The organism is Halococcus sp. IIIV-5B (genome assembly GCF_003602035.1).
GTDB lineage: Archaea > Halobacteriota > Halobacteria > Halobacteriales > Halococcaceae > Halococcus > Halococcus salsus.
Window position 1 is genome coordinate 60,015 of the sequence record NZ_QZWE01000008.1, and the last position, 13,433, is coordinate 73,447.

Consider the following 13,433-nt stretch of genomic DNA (forward strand, 5'->3'; position numbering starts at 1 on the left):
TCCCCACCCCCTCGCACTCGGACCCCGCGGAGTGGATGGCTATTTACCGACGTGGCTTCCAGCGGAGCCATGAAGGACCTCCTCGTCGACTGCGACCCGGGCCACGACGACGCGATGGCGCTGTTGCTCGCGCTCGCGTCGGATCGGGTCGCCCTCGAAGCCGTCACGACGGTCGCCGGCAACCAGACGATCGAGAAGACGACCCGGAACGCCTGCCGCGTGCTGACCCTGGCCGATCGGACCGACGTCCCCGTCGCCCGCGGCATGGGAGCCCCGCTGGTTCGCGACCAGGTCACTGCCGGCTGGGTCCACGGCGAGAGCGGCCTCGACGGGGCGGACCTCCCGGAGCCGGAAACGGAGCCGATCGAGCGACACGCCGTCGAGACGATCGCCCAAACCGCCGCCGAGAGCGGAGCGCTCCACATCGCGCCCGTCGGACCGCTCACGAACGTCGCCGTCGCGCTCCGGAAACATCCCGATATCGTCGAGGACATCGAACGGATAGTGCTGATGGGTGGCACAACCGAGGACGGGAACATCACGCCGGCCGCGGAGTTCAATGTCTTCGCCGACCCCGAGGCGGCGAAGGTGGTCTTCGAAGCCGACGTCGACGTCACGATGGTCGGGCTGAACGTCACCCGCGAGGCCCGTCTCGACCGCGACCACGTGGCGCGGATCCGTGAGATGGAATCCGCGATCACGACGGTCGTCGCGGACCTGCTGACCTACTTCCTCGACGTCTACGAGACCTCGTTCGAGTGGGATGGCGTCCCGATCCACGACGCGTGTGCCGTCGCCGAAATCGTCGAACCGGGGGTCCTCGACACCGAGCACACCTTCGCGACCGTGGAGACGAAGGGCGACCTGACCTACGGGCGAACGGTCGCCGACGTCCGCGGCGTGAGCGACGACTGGCCGAACGTCGAGGCCCCGAACGCGAACGTGGCGGTCGACATCGACCGCGACCGGTTCGTCGAGATGCTTCTCGACGCGTTCGAAACCTACCGGTAGGGAAGACCGGTTTCGGACGAAAGAAAGTCGAACGGACGGTGAGTGTCACGGCCCGTTCGCGGTGTGGATCGGTGTCGTCGACCGACCAGCTATTCGAGCGGGACCTGGCCGCGGATCTCGCCGTCGGGGTTGGCTTTGGTGTGAACGTTGACGTAGAGCCCCTCGTCGGCCATCGACTGCAGGTCGGAGACGGTCTTGCCTTCGAGCGGACCCACGAGGTCGGACTCGGTGATCGTCCCGCTCGCGATCTGGCCGTCCTCGCTGGTGCCGTCCTCGTTCGGACCGTAGAGGAAGGCGACGACCGGGCCGTTCTCCTCTGATCCACCGAGATGGAAGTGAGCCGCGGTGACGTCCTCGATGTTCATCACCGAGAGGTCGTATCGGAGCGCGTAGCTGTCCCCGGTATCGACGAGCGTGAGCCCCGCCTCACCGCTGGCGTCGGTGTCGACCGGCGGGACCTCGTTGTCGCCCGAGAGCTGGACGGTGAACTGTCGGACGACGTCGCCCTCGACGCCGTCGTCACCCTCGGAGTCGTCGCCGCTGCCGCCGCTCGCGCCGACGATGAACTGTTTGACGATCGGGAGCACCTGCTCCATCGTCCGCGCCGGGTTGAACGCGTTCGGCGCGGGGCGCTGGAGGTGGAGCAGTTGGAAGTAGGTCGCGTGGTTGGCCTCGACGCTGTGGATCGAGAGCGCGGCCGTGAGGACCTCCTCGCTGTCGATCATGGGTGCCGCGCCGGCGTAGGCCGAGACGCCGACCGACTCCAGACGGTCGGCGACGGCGACGAACTCCTCCATGGAGTCGTAGGGGAACTCGTAGTCGGCGGGTTCGACCGGTGTGCCACCGAGCTGCTCGATCGTCTCGGTGAGCGCGTCGACGTGGGCCTTCTCGTGGTCTCGGACGTCCTCGATCTGCTGATAGACCGAGTACTGGAGGGTCGGGCGGGCGAAGTAGTTCGCGACCGCCGAACGCTCGACCTCGTGTTCCGAGTGGTTGGCGAGGAACTCGTCGTAGAACGCGTACTCGAGGTGTTCGAGCGCGAGCGCGTAGTTCAGGATGTCGACGTCGCTCGGGTCGTCGCCCGAGCCCGAGCCGGAGCCCGAACCGCTGTTGGCACCGACGGTCCCGGCACCGAGCGCCGAGAGCGCGGTTGCGCCGGCTCCGACTTTGAGCGCGTCGCCCATCATCTCTCGTCGTGAGCGAACCTGGCCTTCGACTCGCCCGATCAGTTCGAGGACCCCCTCCTCGGAGTTGGTAGTGTCGTCTGTCATAGTTTTGCGTGCGGACGCACGTAATCGTACACCGCGTTCAGAGATGAAAAAACTATCGTCACCCCGGGTTCTATCCGCTTCCGTGGCTCGGGAGGGATCGGGAGACGACCATAGCGCTCGGCGAACGACGGCCGGAAGCCAGCACGCGAGAGACGGCCGTCCGTCCGCACGGTGAGCGGACGAACACACCCCTCAGAAGTCGCTCAGCGCGGTCTGGTTGTTCTTCAACGACCGCGCGGTGAGGTCGAACTCGGCTTCGAGGTGGGTCGCGAACGCGTCGGCGAAGCCGTGCTGGGTGTAGACCCGCTCGGGCTCCAGTGTCTCGACGGTGTCGACCAACTCGGAGAAGTCGCTGTGGTCCGAGAGCACGAATATCTCGTCGTAGCTCCCCCGATACTTGAACGACTCCTCGATGGCCCAGCCCGAAAAGCCCGCCTTCAGCGCGCCGGTCGACTCGGCGATCGAGTCGACGAACGAGAGCCGGTTGGTCTGTGCCGGGAGGAGCAGCGCGTCGCCCGCCCCGAGCGTGGTGGCCTCCTCGTAGCGTTCGGCCCCGAAGTCGACGTCGTAGGCGTCCTCGATGATCGCGTTCAGCCGCGCCGTGGCGTCGGTGACGAACAGCCGCTCACGATTCGAGCGCCCGACCAGGAGTTCAAGCTCCTGGGCACGACCCAGGGTGTAGCCGAAGAGCAGGACGGGCGTGTCGTGGGTCTCGTCCAGCCAGTCGACGATACGCGCTTCGAGCACCTCCTGGTCGTCGAAGACGTACTCGGGCTTGCCATACGTGGTCTCGGTGACCAGAACGTCGACGTCGTACTCGTCCGCGACCGCGCCCGCGTCGAACCCGTCGAGCAGAAATCTGGATCGCGGCGAGAAGTCGCCCGTATAGAGGTAGGTGGTCCCGTCGGGGTCGTCGACGACCGTCGCTCGGGAGCCCGGCACGTGACCCGCCGGGACCTGCTCGACTCGTGGATGCGTGGTTCTGGTGAGGGGGGCCTCGTCCTCGCGGCGCGCGTTCGCCAGCCGAGCCGTGACCTCGGAGCAGACCACCGACTCGGGGGCGCGCGTGTAGAGGTGGTCGCCGTGGGCGTGGCTCAGTCCCACGACGTCGCCCGCGGGTTCGGTGGCGTCCGCGACGAACGTCTCGCCCGTCGAGAGCGTTATCTCCACGCCGTCCCGGAGACTGACACCGTTGCTCATCGAGGGTGCCCCTCCGAGCGCACGGCTCGCACGGGCCGACTCGGTCGTGTCTCTCGGTGTCTCATTGGTCCCCGTAGAGTCGTTCTACCCGTTCGAACCGGTCGGCGTCCTCGGGGCCGAGGTCGTCACGAAAGCCGCCGAACCGGGGGAAGCGGAGCGCGTAGCCCGAATCGTATTTCGTCGATTCCTGTATCGCCTCGTACTCGACCTCGACGACTACTTCCGGACGGAGCTTCGCCGTTCGACCCTCCACGGACTGAATGAGGGGTTCGAGTTTGTCGGTGATCTCGCGGAGTTCGGCGTCCGTGAGACCCGAGAACATCCGCCCGACCTCCCGGAGCTCCTCGCGGTCGGCGTCCCAGCAGGCCAATCGTAATCGCCCCAGCCACTCGCTCTTGCGGCCCGCGCTCCACTTGGCCTGGACCACGACGAGGTCGAGCGGCTCCATCGTGGGCTTGACCTTCAGCATGTAGCCGACCCGCGACCCCGGCTGGTAGCCCGCGTCGAGGTTCTTCACCATCAGGCCCTCCTGGCCGTCGTCGAGCGCGTCCCCATAGAACGCTTCAGCCGCTTCGAGCGAGTCGGTTCGAACGTTCTCGGCCCGCTGGACCGTCTCGCTCTCGGGGACGACGACCGATTCGAGGCGGGAGAGTCGGTTCGCGAGCGCCGTTTCGACGAGCGGGTCGCCGTCGTGATAGAGCAGGTCGAAGGCGTGGACCGTGACCGGATACGCGGCCGCGAGTTCGTCGATGTCGGTCTTGCGCTTGATGCGTTTCGAGAATTCCTGGAACGGTATCGGCCGGTCGGTCTCGGGGTCGTAGCCCACTACCTCGGCTTCGACGATCGCGTTCTCGACGTCGACCTCGTCCCGCACCACCTCCACGACGTCCGGGAACTGCTCGGTGACGGCTTCGAGCCGGCGGGTGAACACCCGAACCTCGTCGCCGTCGATGTGGATCTTCACCCGCATCCCGTCGTACTTGTATTCGAGCAGCGGGCGGTCGGTCGACGCCAGCGCGTCGTCGAGACCCTCGGCTTTCTGCGCCAGCATGGCCTTCACCGGCCGGAAGAGCTCGACTTCGAGTTCGTCGAGCCCCTCGCGTCCTCGGTCACGGACCGTCTCGCTCACGACGCGGAAGTCGTTCGTGACCTCGTAGGCGCGTTCGACCGCCCGGATCGCGTCGTCGGAGCCGTCGAGAAACGCCCTCGCGAGTGCATCGCGGATGGTGCCCTCCCCGACTCCCAATCGCATCGTCCCGACGATAGTTCGAACGACGTACCGGGCCTCGTCAGCGCTCGCGTCCCCGAGTAGATCCGCGATATCGTCGGTCGCTCGGGTCTGGCTGCCCGAGCCCTCGTACGCGGCGAGCCCCCGAAGCGTGTCGTAGACCTGCCCGACCGAGAGGCTCCCCGAGAACAGCGTCGTCTGGACGCGGTTCTCGACCGCTTTCGCCGCGGCGTCGCCGAGGTCGCCCGTCTCGCGCCGCCAGTCACCGATCCGGTCCGCGTCGACGCCCGTCGCGTCGCTCAGGGCGCGAACCGTCAACGACGACGAGACGCCGAGGTCGTCGGGTTCCCACGAGGCGAAGACCCGCCCGCGAGCGAGGCCGGTGAGCTCGCCCAAGAGGTCGCCGGCGTCGGCGAACAGCTCGGCGAGGATGGCCGTCTTCTCGAGCGTCGACGGGGTGGCGTCGAGATGGTCGTAGCACTCGACGAGCTGCGAATATTCCACGAGTAGTCGAGGACACGAAAACCCAAAAAGTCGCGGGTTGCGGACGCAACGCCCGGTCGAACGGTGAATGAAGGGGGCCGTCGTCCGTCGTCGACGGCTGGCTTCGAGACGAGCTACGAGCGCCGTCCGGGGTAGGTGTCCCGCCACGGCCGGACGCGTTCGAGCGCGGCGCTCGCCGCGAGCACCGTCTCGTCGGCGTGTCGCCGACCGACGACCTGGAGCCCGACCGGGAGTCCATCGACGAACCCCGCGGGTATCGACGCGACCGGGTGCCCGGTGAGGTTGAACGGCCAGGTGAGACACCAGTCCACGACCGGGTTCGCGACCGGCTCCCCGTCGATCGTCTGGGGGCCGTCCCGCCCGTGTTCGAACGGGGGCACCGCCGTCGTCGGGGTCACGAGCAGGTCGTGCTCGTCGAGAACGGTCTCGACGGCGTCGTAGAAGTCGGTCCGTGGCCGGTCGGCGCGCTTGTACGAGACCGCGTCGGCGTCCTCGCCGATCTGGACCATCGTCCGCACCGATGGCGAGAGCCGCTCGCGGTCGCCGTCGCCGATGATGCCCTCGGCCTCGAAGCCGTCGACCATCGACGCGAACACCACGGTCGAGATCTGTGTGAACGCGTATCGGAGGTCCGACAGCGTGCCGTCGTAGGGCGGGTCGGCTCGCTCGACGTCGTCCACGACGCCCGCGAGGTCGGAGAGCGCGTCGTCGGTGACGTCGGCGACGCGCTCGGCGACGTCGAAGATGCCGAGGTCGCGACTGTACGCGACGCTGAGGTCGCTCGTGTCGCGGTCGAGCGCGTCACGGTAGGACTTCTCGGATGCGGGAAGACTGTACGGGTCGCGCGGATGTGGTCCCGAGAAGACGTCGATGGCGAGCGCGGCGTCCTCGACGGTCCGCGCGAGCGGGCCGATGCTCGTGAAGGGGGTCGACAGAACGAACCCGTCGGGGCGGGTAGCGGTCGGCACCCGGCCGAAGGAGGGTTTGATCCCGTAGACGCCACAGAAGGCAGCGGGAACACGGATCGAGCCCCCCTGTCCGAGCCCTGGGCGAACGTCGCGAGGCCGTCGGCCACGGCGGCCGCGCTGCCGCCGGACGATCCTCCGGAAACCCGCTCGGGGTCGAAGGGGGTTCCCGTCCGGCCGTGGAGCGGGTTCTCCGTGACGAGCTTGTGGCCGAACTCCGGGGCGTTCGTCGTGCCGACGACGACCGCGCCCGCGGCTTCGAGCCGTTCGGTGACGACGGCGCTCTCCTCGGGGACGAACTCCCCGACCGCCGCCGACCCCATCGTCGCCGGAACGCCCGCTTTGTAACCGAAGAGGTCCTTGAGCGCGACCGGCACCCCGGCGAGCGGGCCCGGGTCCTCGCCGCGCTCGACGGCCGCCTCGATCTCGTGGGCGCGCTCGCGGGCGTCGTCCTCGACGAGCGTGACGTACGCGTTCGTGACGTCGTTGCGGGCCGTGGCTCGGTCGAGGACCGTCTTGACGACGTCGACCGCCGACAGGTCGCCCGCGCGGACCCGCCGTGCGAGCGACGTCGCGGAGGTGAACGGGATATCGGACATAGATCCGCATCCCGCGTCGACACCAAAAGGGTTCCTGCGGTCGGTCCCCGTCGTCGGCGATCGGCCGACCACCCCGGATTCGGAGTCCTCGAAGACCGGTGTGAGCCAAAGGCTATGTCCTTCCCTCCGGGATCGGGACTATGGCCAACGACACGGATGAGACCGGGACCGGAAGTCCGCTGTGCATCGTGATGGGGCTCGTCTACGTGGTCGCGGGCGTGCTCCACTTCCTCGTCCCGAGGGCGTTCGCCCGGATCGTCCCGCCCTCCCTCTCTCGTCCGGTGGGGCTCGTCTACCTCTCCGGGCTCGCCGAGGTCGTTCTCGGGGCCGGGGTCATGGTCCGGCGCACGCGGTCGCTCTCGGCCTGGGGGATCGTGGCGCTGCTGGTCGCGGTGTTCCCGGCGAACGTCCACATGGCGACCAGCGGGATGGTGCCCGAGTCGGTCCCCGACCGTGCTCGCGGGCTCGCACGGGCGGGGCTCTGGGCACGGCTCCCGCTCCAGGGCGTGCTGGTCCTCTGGGCCTGGCGGTACACGCGCTCGGGACGGCCCACGCCCGAGTGAGCGGTCGGGAAACGCGGCTCCGACGAGCCGTCCGAAAGGTCGTCCGACCGACAGCCTCAGGTGTCCGGGAGGCGGAGGATTCGGCCACGAACATGGACTGGAATCGGAGACGACTGCGTACGACGACTCGGGAACGGTAACACGGTGACCGACGCGTATCCGGCCGATTCCGCCGACCGTGGCTCCCACCATGGATAGGCGCGCGCTCCTCGAACGCGCCGGCGCGGTCCTCGGTGCCGTCGCCGTCGCGGGCTGTGGGTCGGTCGCGATCCCGGACGAGTTCTCCAGCGGGGACGACGACGACCCGGGGTCGTCCCCGACCGAAACGACCACACGACGTCCCGATACCGACGCGCCGGCCGACGGGACGTCGACCCGACGAACCGCCGAGCCCCCCACCGTCGACGCGACGGCGGGCTCGACGCCGACGCGACGGCCGACGGCGCGACCCACGACGACGGCACCGACACGGACCGAGACGACGCTGGCGACGCCGAATCCGCCTGCGAATCGGTTGTTACTGGCGGAGGAAGTCGGCGATCGGTGGCGCTACCGGAGCGAACCCACCGAGCGCGGGAACGGGACCATCACCGCGGTCTACGGGATGGTCCGCGAGCCCTCGGCGAAGCTTCGGACACGGCTTTGGCCCTGCGAGGGCGAATCGCTGGCCAACCTCGGGGGGACCTGTTCGCTCGGCAACCTCCCCGAACGCTATCGGGCGATGGACGACGTCGAGACCGCGACGCCGGCGGTCGGCGAGACCGCGTTCGCGTGGTGGGCGGGTGCGACGACCGACATCGAGGTCGTCGCGAACGGGCACGTGTTCCGGATGACCTACACCACCCCCGGACCGAGCGCGGTAGCTACCGGCGGTGCCGACGACCGAAACCCCGTCCTCCGACGACTCACCCGACTCGCGCGTCGACAGGCCGACAAACTCGGGACGGTCGCCTGACCGGAACGGGCTATCGGTCGCGAACGGCCTGCCACCGACCGGCTCGCCACTCCCAGAGGAGTTCGAGCCCGATCCACCCCAGGCTCCAGACGACGATGACCGTCGCGACGAGCGCCGTCGTGGAGAGAACCCCGAAGGACTCGGTGAGCGCGACCAACACCGGATAGAGCAGCCCCGAGAGCGCGATGGCGAGCACGAGCCCCCCGACGGCACACGTGTGGTGTTCGGTCCAGCCGACGGTCGTCACCGGGTTCGATTCGTGCTCGGTTTCGGATGCGGCCTCCTCCTCGTCCATGCCGTGGTGTGCGTACACACTTGTCACCCTCTATCGTATATCTGTGTGGATCGACAATCAACGTTTCGCCCGTGCCGAAGGCGGTGGGTCGGCAGCGACGAGGGACCGAGCCGGGCCATGTCGAGCCCCTCAAAAGGGTCGGCCCCGCATCGAACGCCGAGGACGTCGATGAAGGATTTCTACAAGAAGCTCATGAAGATGAGCATCGAGGACGCGGAGGAGATCGCCCGCGAGAGCGAGATGGACGCGGTCAACGAGATGGCGATGCAGCTCTACCAGACCAGGGTGCGCCACTGGCAGCTGAAGGCGACCGAAGAGCGACAGCTCGATTTCCCCGACGACCCGATGGCCATGTACGACTGACGCTGTCCTCCGAAGCCTTTCGTAACCCATCGCAGCGGTCCCCTCGACCTGCGGGGAGGCCGTCTCTCGAACTGCGGGATGCACCTGCTCGAACGTACTTGCTCGGCCACATCCGTGTGGACGAACGCTACCAATACCACGATCGGTCTTTGCAGTTTTTGTCAAACGATACTCTTCGTATGCGTAAGGTTATTAGTTCGTCAATGTCGATTAGCATCCAATATGGCACACATCCACCTCGGCGAGGGGTCGTTCCCGCTGTGGGCGCTCGTCCTCTGGAGCGTTCTCGGCATCGGCCTCCTCGGGGTCGCCACGTACCGCGTCCGGAAGAACGGGATCAGAACCAGCCAGGTCGCGCTCGCGGGTATCGGTGCCGCGGCGAGCTTCGCGGTCTTCCAGCTCAACCTCCCGGTCTGGGGTGGGATCCACATGAACCTCACCGGGCTCGTCGGCATCCTCGCCGGGCCGCTGCTCGGGGCGGTCATCGCGCTCGTGGTCAACGTCTTCTCCGCGGCGCTCGGCCACGGCGCGGTCGGGCTGCTCGGCGCGAACGTGCTCGTCAACGCGACCGAGGCCATCGTCGCCTACTACGCCTTCCGCACGTTGGTGCGCATGGACTGGGACGTCTTCCCCGCGAGCGCGAGCGCCGCCACGCTCGGGCTCTCCACGGGCGCGGTCCTGATGGGGGTCATCATCGTGGTCTCCGGGGTCAACGGCAGCGCCCTCCCGCGTTCGGACCTCGCTATCGCCGTCGCCGGCATGGTCGGGCTCAACCTCGGCGTGGCCGTCGTCGAGGGGCTGCTGACCGGGTTCATCGTCCAGTTCCTCGCCTCGATCCGACCCGACCTCGTTCCCGGCGTGACCCGGACGGAACGCGAGACGACCGACGGGGTGAGCGCCTGATGCAACGCTGGAAGCAGTACGGCGGGCTCGCCGGGTTGCTCGCGGTCTGTCTGGCCGCCGGGCTCTACGGGTTCACCTCGACCGGCGGCGCGCTCCCCTACGCCAAACGGTTCGGCCAGGCACTCCAGAAGGGCGCACAGGAGGGTGGCGGGCCGCTCGTCGACCTCGGACGCGGCGTCGTCATCGCCGGGCCGATCACCAAGGGCGGGCTCGTCACGGAGTACGTCGCGATCGTGGTCGTCCTCGTCGCTGTCGGGGTCGGGTTGTACTTCTACGCCGTCCGATATCGGAGCGGGAGCGACGACGGCCAAGACCGGGACGACGGTCAGGACGCCGCCTGAGTGGATGGCGACGCTCTCGAACCACGTCCCCGATCCGCGACTGATCACCGCCTACGCCGAACACCGCGATAGCCCGCTCCACCGGGTGAACCCCTGGACCAAGCTCGGCGTCGTCGCCGTGCTCGTCCTCGCCGTCACCGTCGTGGACTCGCTCGCGGTTCTCGTCGGTCTCTACGCCGCGACGCTCCTCGTCTACGGCGTCGCCGACCTCCCGTACCGACGGCTGGTGCGGTGGTACACGCTACCGATGTTGTTCATCGTCTCGGTGGCCGGGCCGATCGCCTTCCTCGAACCCGGACGCCCGATTTTCGGTGCGCTCGCGACCTCGCTCGGCGAGCTCTCGGTGACGTGGGCGGGGGCCGCGCTGTTCGCCGAGCTGGCCTGCCGGTCGCTGACGGTCGTGACGTTCGCGCTCACGGCGTCGATGACGACGAAATACAACGACATCGCCTACCTCCTCGGCCGGGTGTTCCCGGCCCCGATCGACCAGATCGCGCTGTTGACCTACCGGTTCACATTCATCATGCTCGAAACCCTCGAAGACCTCGTGAAGAGTACGCTCGCACGCGGGGCGAACCTTGGGGAGTTCTGGGCGAACAGACGGCTCTACGCACGGATCCTCGGGATGACGATGCTGACCGCCATCGAGCGCTCCGAGCGGCTCGTCAAGTCGATGGAGGCGCGCGGCTACGAGGGCGACATCACTCTCTACAGCGACGTCCGCCGCCCGCCAGCGATGGAGGTCGCCGCAGTCGTCGGGCTGTTCGCCCTCGTCGTCGCCTACGCGCTCGTGGTTACCTATGGGGTGGTGACGATATGAGCGAGCACCCGACGGCCGACGCAACGGGAGATGCAGCGGACACCGAGCCACTGGTCGACCTTCGCTGTGAAGCCCACACCTACCCCGACGGGACCGTCGGGATGCACGACGTCGAGTTCGCGGTCCATCCCGACGAAGTCGTCGCGCTGGTCGGCGGCAACGGCTCGGGGAAGTCGACGCTGCTCGAACACCTGAACGCGACGCTCGTGCCCGACGAGGGCGAACTCCGTGTGACCGGCGAGGAGGTGACGAGCGAGAACAAGGCCCACGCCCGTCGGGAGGTCGGCTTCGTCTTCCAGGACGCCGACACACAGATCGTCGCTCCCACCGTCCTCGACGACGTACTGTTCGGACTCCACAACTACGGCGTGCCCGCCGACGAGGCGGAGCGGCGGGCCCGCGAGGCGCTCGCGACCGTGGACGCGAGTCACCTCGAAGACCGCATCCCGCACTACCTGAGCGGCGGCGAGAAGCGGCTCGTCGGGCTCGCCGGCGTGCTGGTGCTCGAACCCAGCGTGATCGTGCTCGACGAGCCGTTCGCCGGGCTCGACCCCGAGCGCTCGCGGCTGGTCGCCGACCGGATCCGCCGGATCGACGCCGAGGGGATCAGCGTCGTCCTCTCGACCCACGACCTCGACACCGCGGCCGCGATCGCCGACCGGGTCTGCGTGATGGCCGACGGAGGCGTCGTCAGCAGTGGCACCCCCCAAGAAATCTTCTACGACGACGACCTGCTGAACCGGGCCAACCTCCACCCGCCGAGTACGGTTCGGATCGCACGCGATGCGGGGCTGGACACCGAGGCACGACCCGTCACCGAGGCCGAACTCGTCGCGTTGCTCGGCGAGGGATCGGTGGGGACTCGTCCATCGCCCTGAGGGTGCGTTCCTCCAGCGACGTGAGTTCGTGCTCGGGTGCTTCGCGACCCGCGTTCTCGCCGACGCCGTTCGCGTGCTAGCGACGTCGTAACGCCTGCCAGTCCCCGCGCCGAGTGCTCCGATCCCGTTCAGAGGAACGCAACGGCGAGCATCGCCACGAGTATCGTGAGGGTCAAGAGGAACTGGACGATCGTCGAGGTGAGCATCCCGACCACGGTGTAGGCGGCGGTCCGGGCACCCCGGACCGGGTCGCCGTGGCGGTAGAACTCGGCGGCGAAGACGGTGACGACGACCCCGACCACGAGCCCGAGCGGGCCGGTGAGGAAGAAGAGGACGAGGCCCACGACCCCGGCGAGGGCGCTCGTCACCAGCGACCCACCACCAGCGGCGGCGGAGATCGCCCCCGAGAAGTAGTCGGCGACGAACGCGAGCAGTCCGATGAGGGTGAGCGCGGCGAGCAGCCCGAGCCCGGGCTGGCTGTAGCCTGTGGCGTACCAGTAGCCGTAGACGCCGACGAGCGAGAGGAGCGCGCCCGGGATCAGCGGGAAGAGGCTGCCGACGACGGCGAGCACGAGGACCCCGAGGGCGACGAGCGCGAGGGGTTCGACCATGTGCTGACTCCCGGGCGACGGGAGTAAACTCCACCGGCCTCGGGCGTGGGGATTCCTCAACGCCTAAATGCACCAGCCGCTCAGGGGCTTCATCGGGCGATGGAGTCCGCCTGCCCCAACCGCTGGGTTTCCAGCTGATGACTCCTTCTCCAGCCAGCCATGCCCGACACCCACCCGCTCCGAACGCTCGAATCGGTCGTCCTGATCGCCATCGGCGGGTTCTCCGGCTCGAATCTCAGATACTTCGTCGCCACGCTGGTCCCGGGACCGGCGGGGACGCTCGCGGTCAACGTCGTCGGGAGCTTCGTGCTCGGGTTCGTCCTCTACGAGGCGATCTACACGGGGATCCTCGCCGAACGGATGCAGCTGGTCTTCACCACGGGCTTTCTCTCCTCGCTCACGACCTACAGCACGTTCGGCGTTCAAACCGTGCTCCTCGACGCGCCGCTCCTGATGGTCGGGAACGTCGTTGCGACCTACGCTCTCGGCTTCGCGGGCGTGTTCGCGGGTCGCGCGCTCGCCCGCCGTATCGAAATCGATCCCGAACGGGGGGCGAGCGCGTGATGGAGATCCATCCCGCCCACCTCGTCGGGACCGGTGGGGCCATCGGCGCGCTCTGTCGGAGCTACGTCGGCCAGCGGCTGAACACGACCTACCCGCTCGGGACGCTCACGGTCAACGTCGTCGGGAGCTTCGTGCTCGGGCTGGTGACGTTCGCCGGCGTGGGCGGCGACGTCGCGCTCCTCGTCGGGACCGGGGCCTGCGGCTCGTTCACGACGTTCTCGTCGTTCTCGGTCGAGACCTTCCAACTGGCCGAGGTCGACGACTGGGGGCGGGCCGCCGCGAACGCCGCCGCGAACCTCGTCGGGTCGCTCGCAGCGATCGGGCTGGCGTGGTTCCTGTTGCAGATCGTCGGCTGAACAGCG

General features: G+C 68.2%; 15 protein-coding genes, 1 pseudogene and 1 riboswitch. Of the genes and pseudogenes, 10 read left to right on the forward strand and 6 right to left on the reverse strand.

Annotated features, from left to right (window positions below; genetic code table 11):
* Positions 1-69 precede the first annotated feature (69 nt).
* Complete coding sequence (locus tag D3261_RS07715; protein ID WP_120071099.1) at positions 70-1,011, forward strand: nucleoside hydrolase; 942 nt, start codon at positions 70-72, stop codon at positions 1,009-1,011.
* Positions 1,012-1,100: 89 nt separating this feature from the next.
* Here D3261_RS07715 and D3261_RS07720 read toward each other — a convergent pair whose 3' ends face one another.
* The 4 genes and pseudogenes from D3261_RS07720 to D3261_RS07735 form a co-directional block, all read right to left on the reverse strand.
* Positions 1,101-2,282, reverse strand: coding sequence for a ferritin-like domain-containing protein (locus D3261_RS07720; protein WP_120071102.1), 1,182 nt, complete (start codon positions 2,280-2,282; stop codon positions 1,101-1,103).
* Between the two features lie 192 nt (positions 2,283-2,474).
* Positions 2,475-3,482 carry an mRNA 3'-end processing factor gene (locus D3261_RS07725; protein WP_120071104.1) on the reverse strand — a complete coding sequence of 336 codons (1,008 nt, stop codon included), beginning with the start codon at positions 3,480-3,482 and terminating at the stop codon, positions 2,475-2,477.
* Between the two features lie 61 nt (positions 3,483-3,543).
* Positions 3,544-5,214 carry an ATP-dependent DNA ligase gene (locus D3261_RS07730; protein WP_120071107.1) on the reverse strand — a complete coding sequence of 557 codons (1,671 nt, stop codon included), beginning with the start codon at positions 5,212-5,214 and terminating at the stop codon, positions 3,544-3,546.
* A 113-nt stretch (positions 5,215-5,327) separates the two neighbouring features.
* Positions 5,328-6,778 (reverse strand): annotated as a pseudogene (locus tag D3261_RS07735) (amidase).
* Between the two features lie 140 nt (positions 6,779-6,918).
* On the opposite strand from D3261_RS07735, the gene D3261_RS07740 reads away from it, so the two are divergent.
* Together D3261_RS07740 and D3261_RS07745 are read left to right on the forward strand one after the other, a co-directional pair.
* On the forward strand, positions 6,919-7,341 hold the full coding sequence (locus D3261_RS07740; protein ID WP_120071109.1) for a hypothetical protein: 423 nt from the start codon (positions 6,919-6,921) through the stop codon (positions 7,339-7,341).
* 190 nt (positions 7,342-7,531) lie between these two features.
* Complete coding sequence (locus D3261_RS07745) at positions 7,532-8,296, forward strand: hypothetical protein (RefSeq protein WP_120071111.1); 765 nt, start codon at positions 7,532-7,534, stop codon at positions 8,294-8,296.
* 10 nt (positions 8,297-8,306) lie between these two features.
* Here D3261_RS07745 and D3261_RS07750 read toward each other — a convergent pair whose 3' ends face one another.
* Positions 8,307-8,618: a hypothetical protein gene (locus tag D3261_RS07750; RefSeq protein ID WP_233553931.1), complete on the reverse strand. Its 312-nt coding sequence runs from the start codon at positions 8,616-8,618 to the stop codon at positions 8,307-8,309.
* 141 nt (positions 8,619-8,759) lie between these two features.
* Here D3261_RS07750 and D3261_RS07755 point away from each other — a divergent pair, with 141 nt between their 5' ends.
* The 5 genes from D3261_RS07755 to D3261_RS07775 all read left to right on the forward strand — a co-directional run bounded on the left by D3261_RS07755 (position 8,760) and on the right by D3261_RS07775 (position 11,896).
* Complete coding sequence (locus D3261_RS07755) at positions 8,760-8,954, forward strand: hypothetical protein (RefSeq protein ID WP_120071115.1); 195 nt, start codon at positions 8,760-8,762, stop codon at positions 8,952-8,954.
* A gap of 222 nt (positions 8,955-9,176) precedes the next feature.
* Entirely contained in the window at positions 9,177-9,857 is a 681-nt protein-coding gene (locus D3261_RS07760; protein ID WP_120071117.1) for an energy-coupling factor ABC transporter permease, read from the forward strand.
* The gene (locus tag D3261_RS07765; RefSeq protein WP_120071118.1) at positions 9,857-10,198 is read left to right on the forward strand and encodes a cobalamin transport operon protein; all 342 of its coding nucleotides are present in this window, start codon (positions 9,857-9,859) and stop codon (positions 10,196-10,198) included. Before D3261_RS07760 ends, D3261_RS07765 begins: the two co-directional genes overlap by 1 nt.
* Before the next feature lie 4 nt (positions 10,199-10,202).
* Positions 10,203-11,018 (forward strand): cobalt ECF transporter T component CbiQ, encoded by an 816-nt coding sequence (gene cbiQ / locus D3261_RS07770; RefSeq protein ID WP_120071120.1) that lies wholly within the window; start codon positions 10,203-10,205, stop codon positions 11,016-11,018.
* The gene (locus tag D3261_RS07775) at positions 11,015-11,896 is read left to right on the forward strand and encodes an energy-coupling factor ABC transporter ATP-binding protein (RefSeq protein ID WP_120071121.1); all 882 of its coding nucleotides are present in this window, start codon (positions 11,015-11,017) and stop codon (positions 11,894-11,896) included. Before cbiQ ends, D3261_RS07775 begins: the two co-directional genes overlap by 4 nt.
* Before the next feature lie 128 nt (positions 11,897-12,024).
* Here D3261_RS07775 and D3261_RS07780 read toward each other — a convergent pair whose 3' ends face one another.
* On the reverse strand, positions 12,025-12,507 hold the full coding sequence (locus tag D3261_RS07780) for a DUF456 domain-containing protein (RefSeq protein ID WP_120071123.1): 483 nt from the start codon (positions 12,505-12,507) through the stop codon (positions 12,025-12,027).
* A gap of 86 nt (positions 12,508-12,593) precedes the next feature.
* Positions 12,594-12,661, forward strand: a riboswitch (Fluoride riboswitch).
* 5 nt (positions 12,662-12,666) lie between these two features.
* On the opposite strand from D3261_RS07780, the gene D3261_RS07785 reads away from it, so the two are divergent.
* On the forward strand, positions 12,667-13,071 hold the full coding sequence (locus D3261_RS07785) for a CrcB family protein (protein ID WP_120071124.1): 405 nt from the start codon (positions 12,667-12,669) through the stop codon (positions 13,069-13,071).
* Complete coding sequence (gene crcB, locus D3261_RS07790) at positions 13,068-13,427, forward strand: fluoride efflux transporter CrcB (protein ID WP_120071126.1); 360 nt, start codon at positions 13,068-13,070, stop codon at positions 13,425-13,427. The genes D3261_RS07785 and crcB overlap by 4 nt, the downstream gene beginning before the upstream one ends.
* Positions 13,428-13,433 lie beyond the last annotated feature (6 nt).

What these genes read in the sequence shown, in the direction of transcription:
- D3261_RS07715 (WP_120071099.1), top strand. Translation starts at nt 70, where the DNA reads ATGAAGGACCTCCTCGTCGACTGCGACCCGGGCCACGACGACGCGATG.
- D3261_RS07720 (WP_120071102.1), bottom strand. Translation starts at nt 2,282, where the DNA reads ATGACAGACGACACTACCAACTCCGAGGAGGGGGTCCTCGAACTGATC.
- D3261_RS07725 (WP_120071104.1), bottom strand. Translation starts at nt 3,482, where the DNA reads ATGAGCAACGGTGTCAGTCTCCGGGACGGCGTGGAGATAACGCTCTCG.
- D3261_RS07740 (WP_120071109.1), top strand. Translation starts at nt 6,919, where the DNA reads ATGGCCAACGACACGGATGAGACCGGGACCGGAAGTCCGCTGTGCATC.
- D3261_RS07745 (WP_120071111.1), top strand. Translation starts at nt 7,532, where the DNA reads ATGGATAGGCGCGCGCTCCTCGAACGCGCCGGCGCGGTCCTCGGTGCC.
- D3261_RS07755 (WP_120071115.1), top strand. Translation starts at nt 8,760, where the DNA reads ATGAAGGATTTCTACAAGAAGCTCATGAAGATGAGCATCGAGGACGCG.
- D3261_RS07760 (WP_120071117.1), top strand. Translation starts at nt 9,177, where the DNA reads ATGGCACACATCCACCTCGGCGAGGGGTCGTTCCCGCTGTGGGCGCTC.
- D3261_RS07765 (WP_120071118.1), top strand. Translation starts at nt 9,857, where the DNA reads ATGCAACGCTGGAAGCAGTACGGCGGGCTCGCCGGGTTGCTCGCGGTC.
- cbiQ (WP_120071120.1), top strand. Translation starts at nt 10,203, where the DNA reads ATGGCGACGCTCTCGAACCACGTCCCCGATCCGCGACTGATCACCGCC.
- D3261_RS07775 (WP_120071121.1), top strand. Translation starts at nt 11,015, where the DNA reads ATGAGCGAGCACCCGACGGCCGACGCAACGGGAGATGCAGCGGACACC.
- D3261_RS07780 (WP_120071123.1), bottom strand. Translation starts at nt 12,507, where the DNA reads ATGGTCGAACCCCTCGCGCTCGTCGCCCTCGGGGTCCTCGTGCTCGCC.
- D3261_RS07785 (WP_120071124.1), top strand. Translation starts at nt 12,667, where the DNA reads ATGCCCGACACCCACCCGCTCCGAACGCTCGAATCGGTCGTCCTGATC.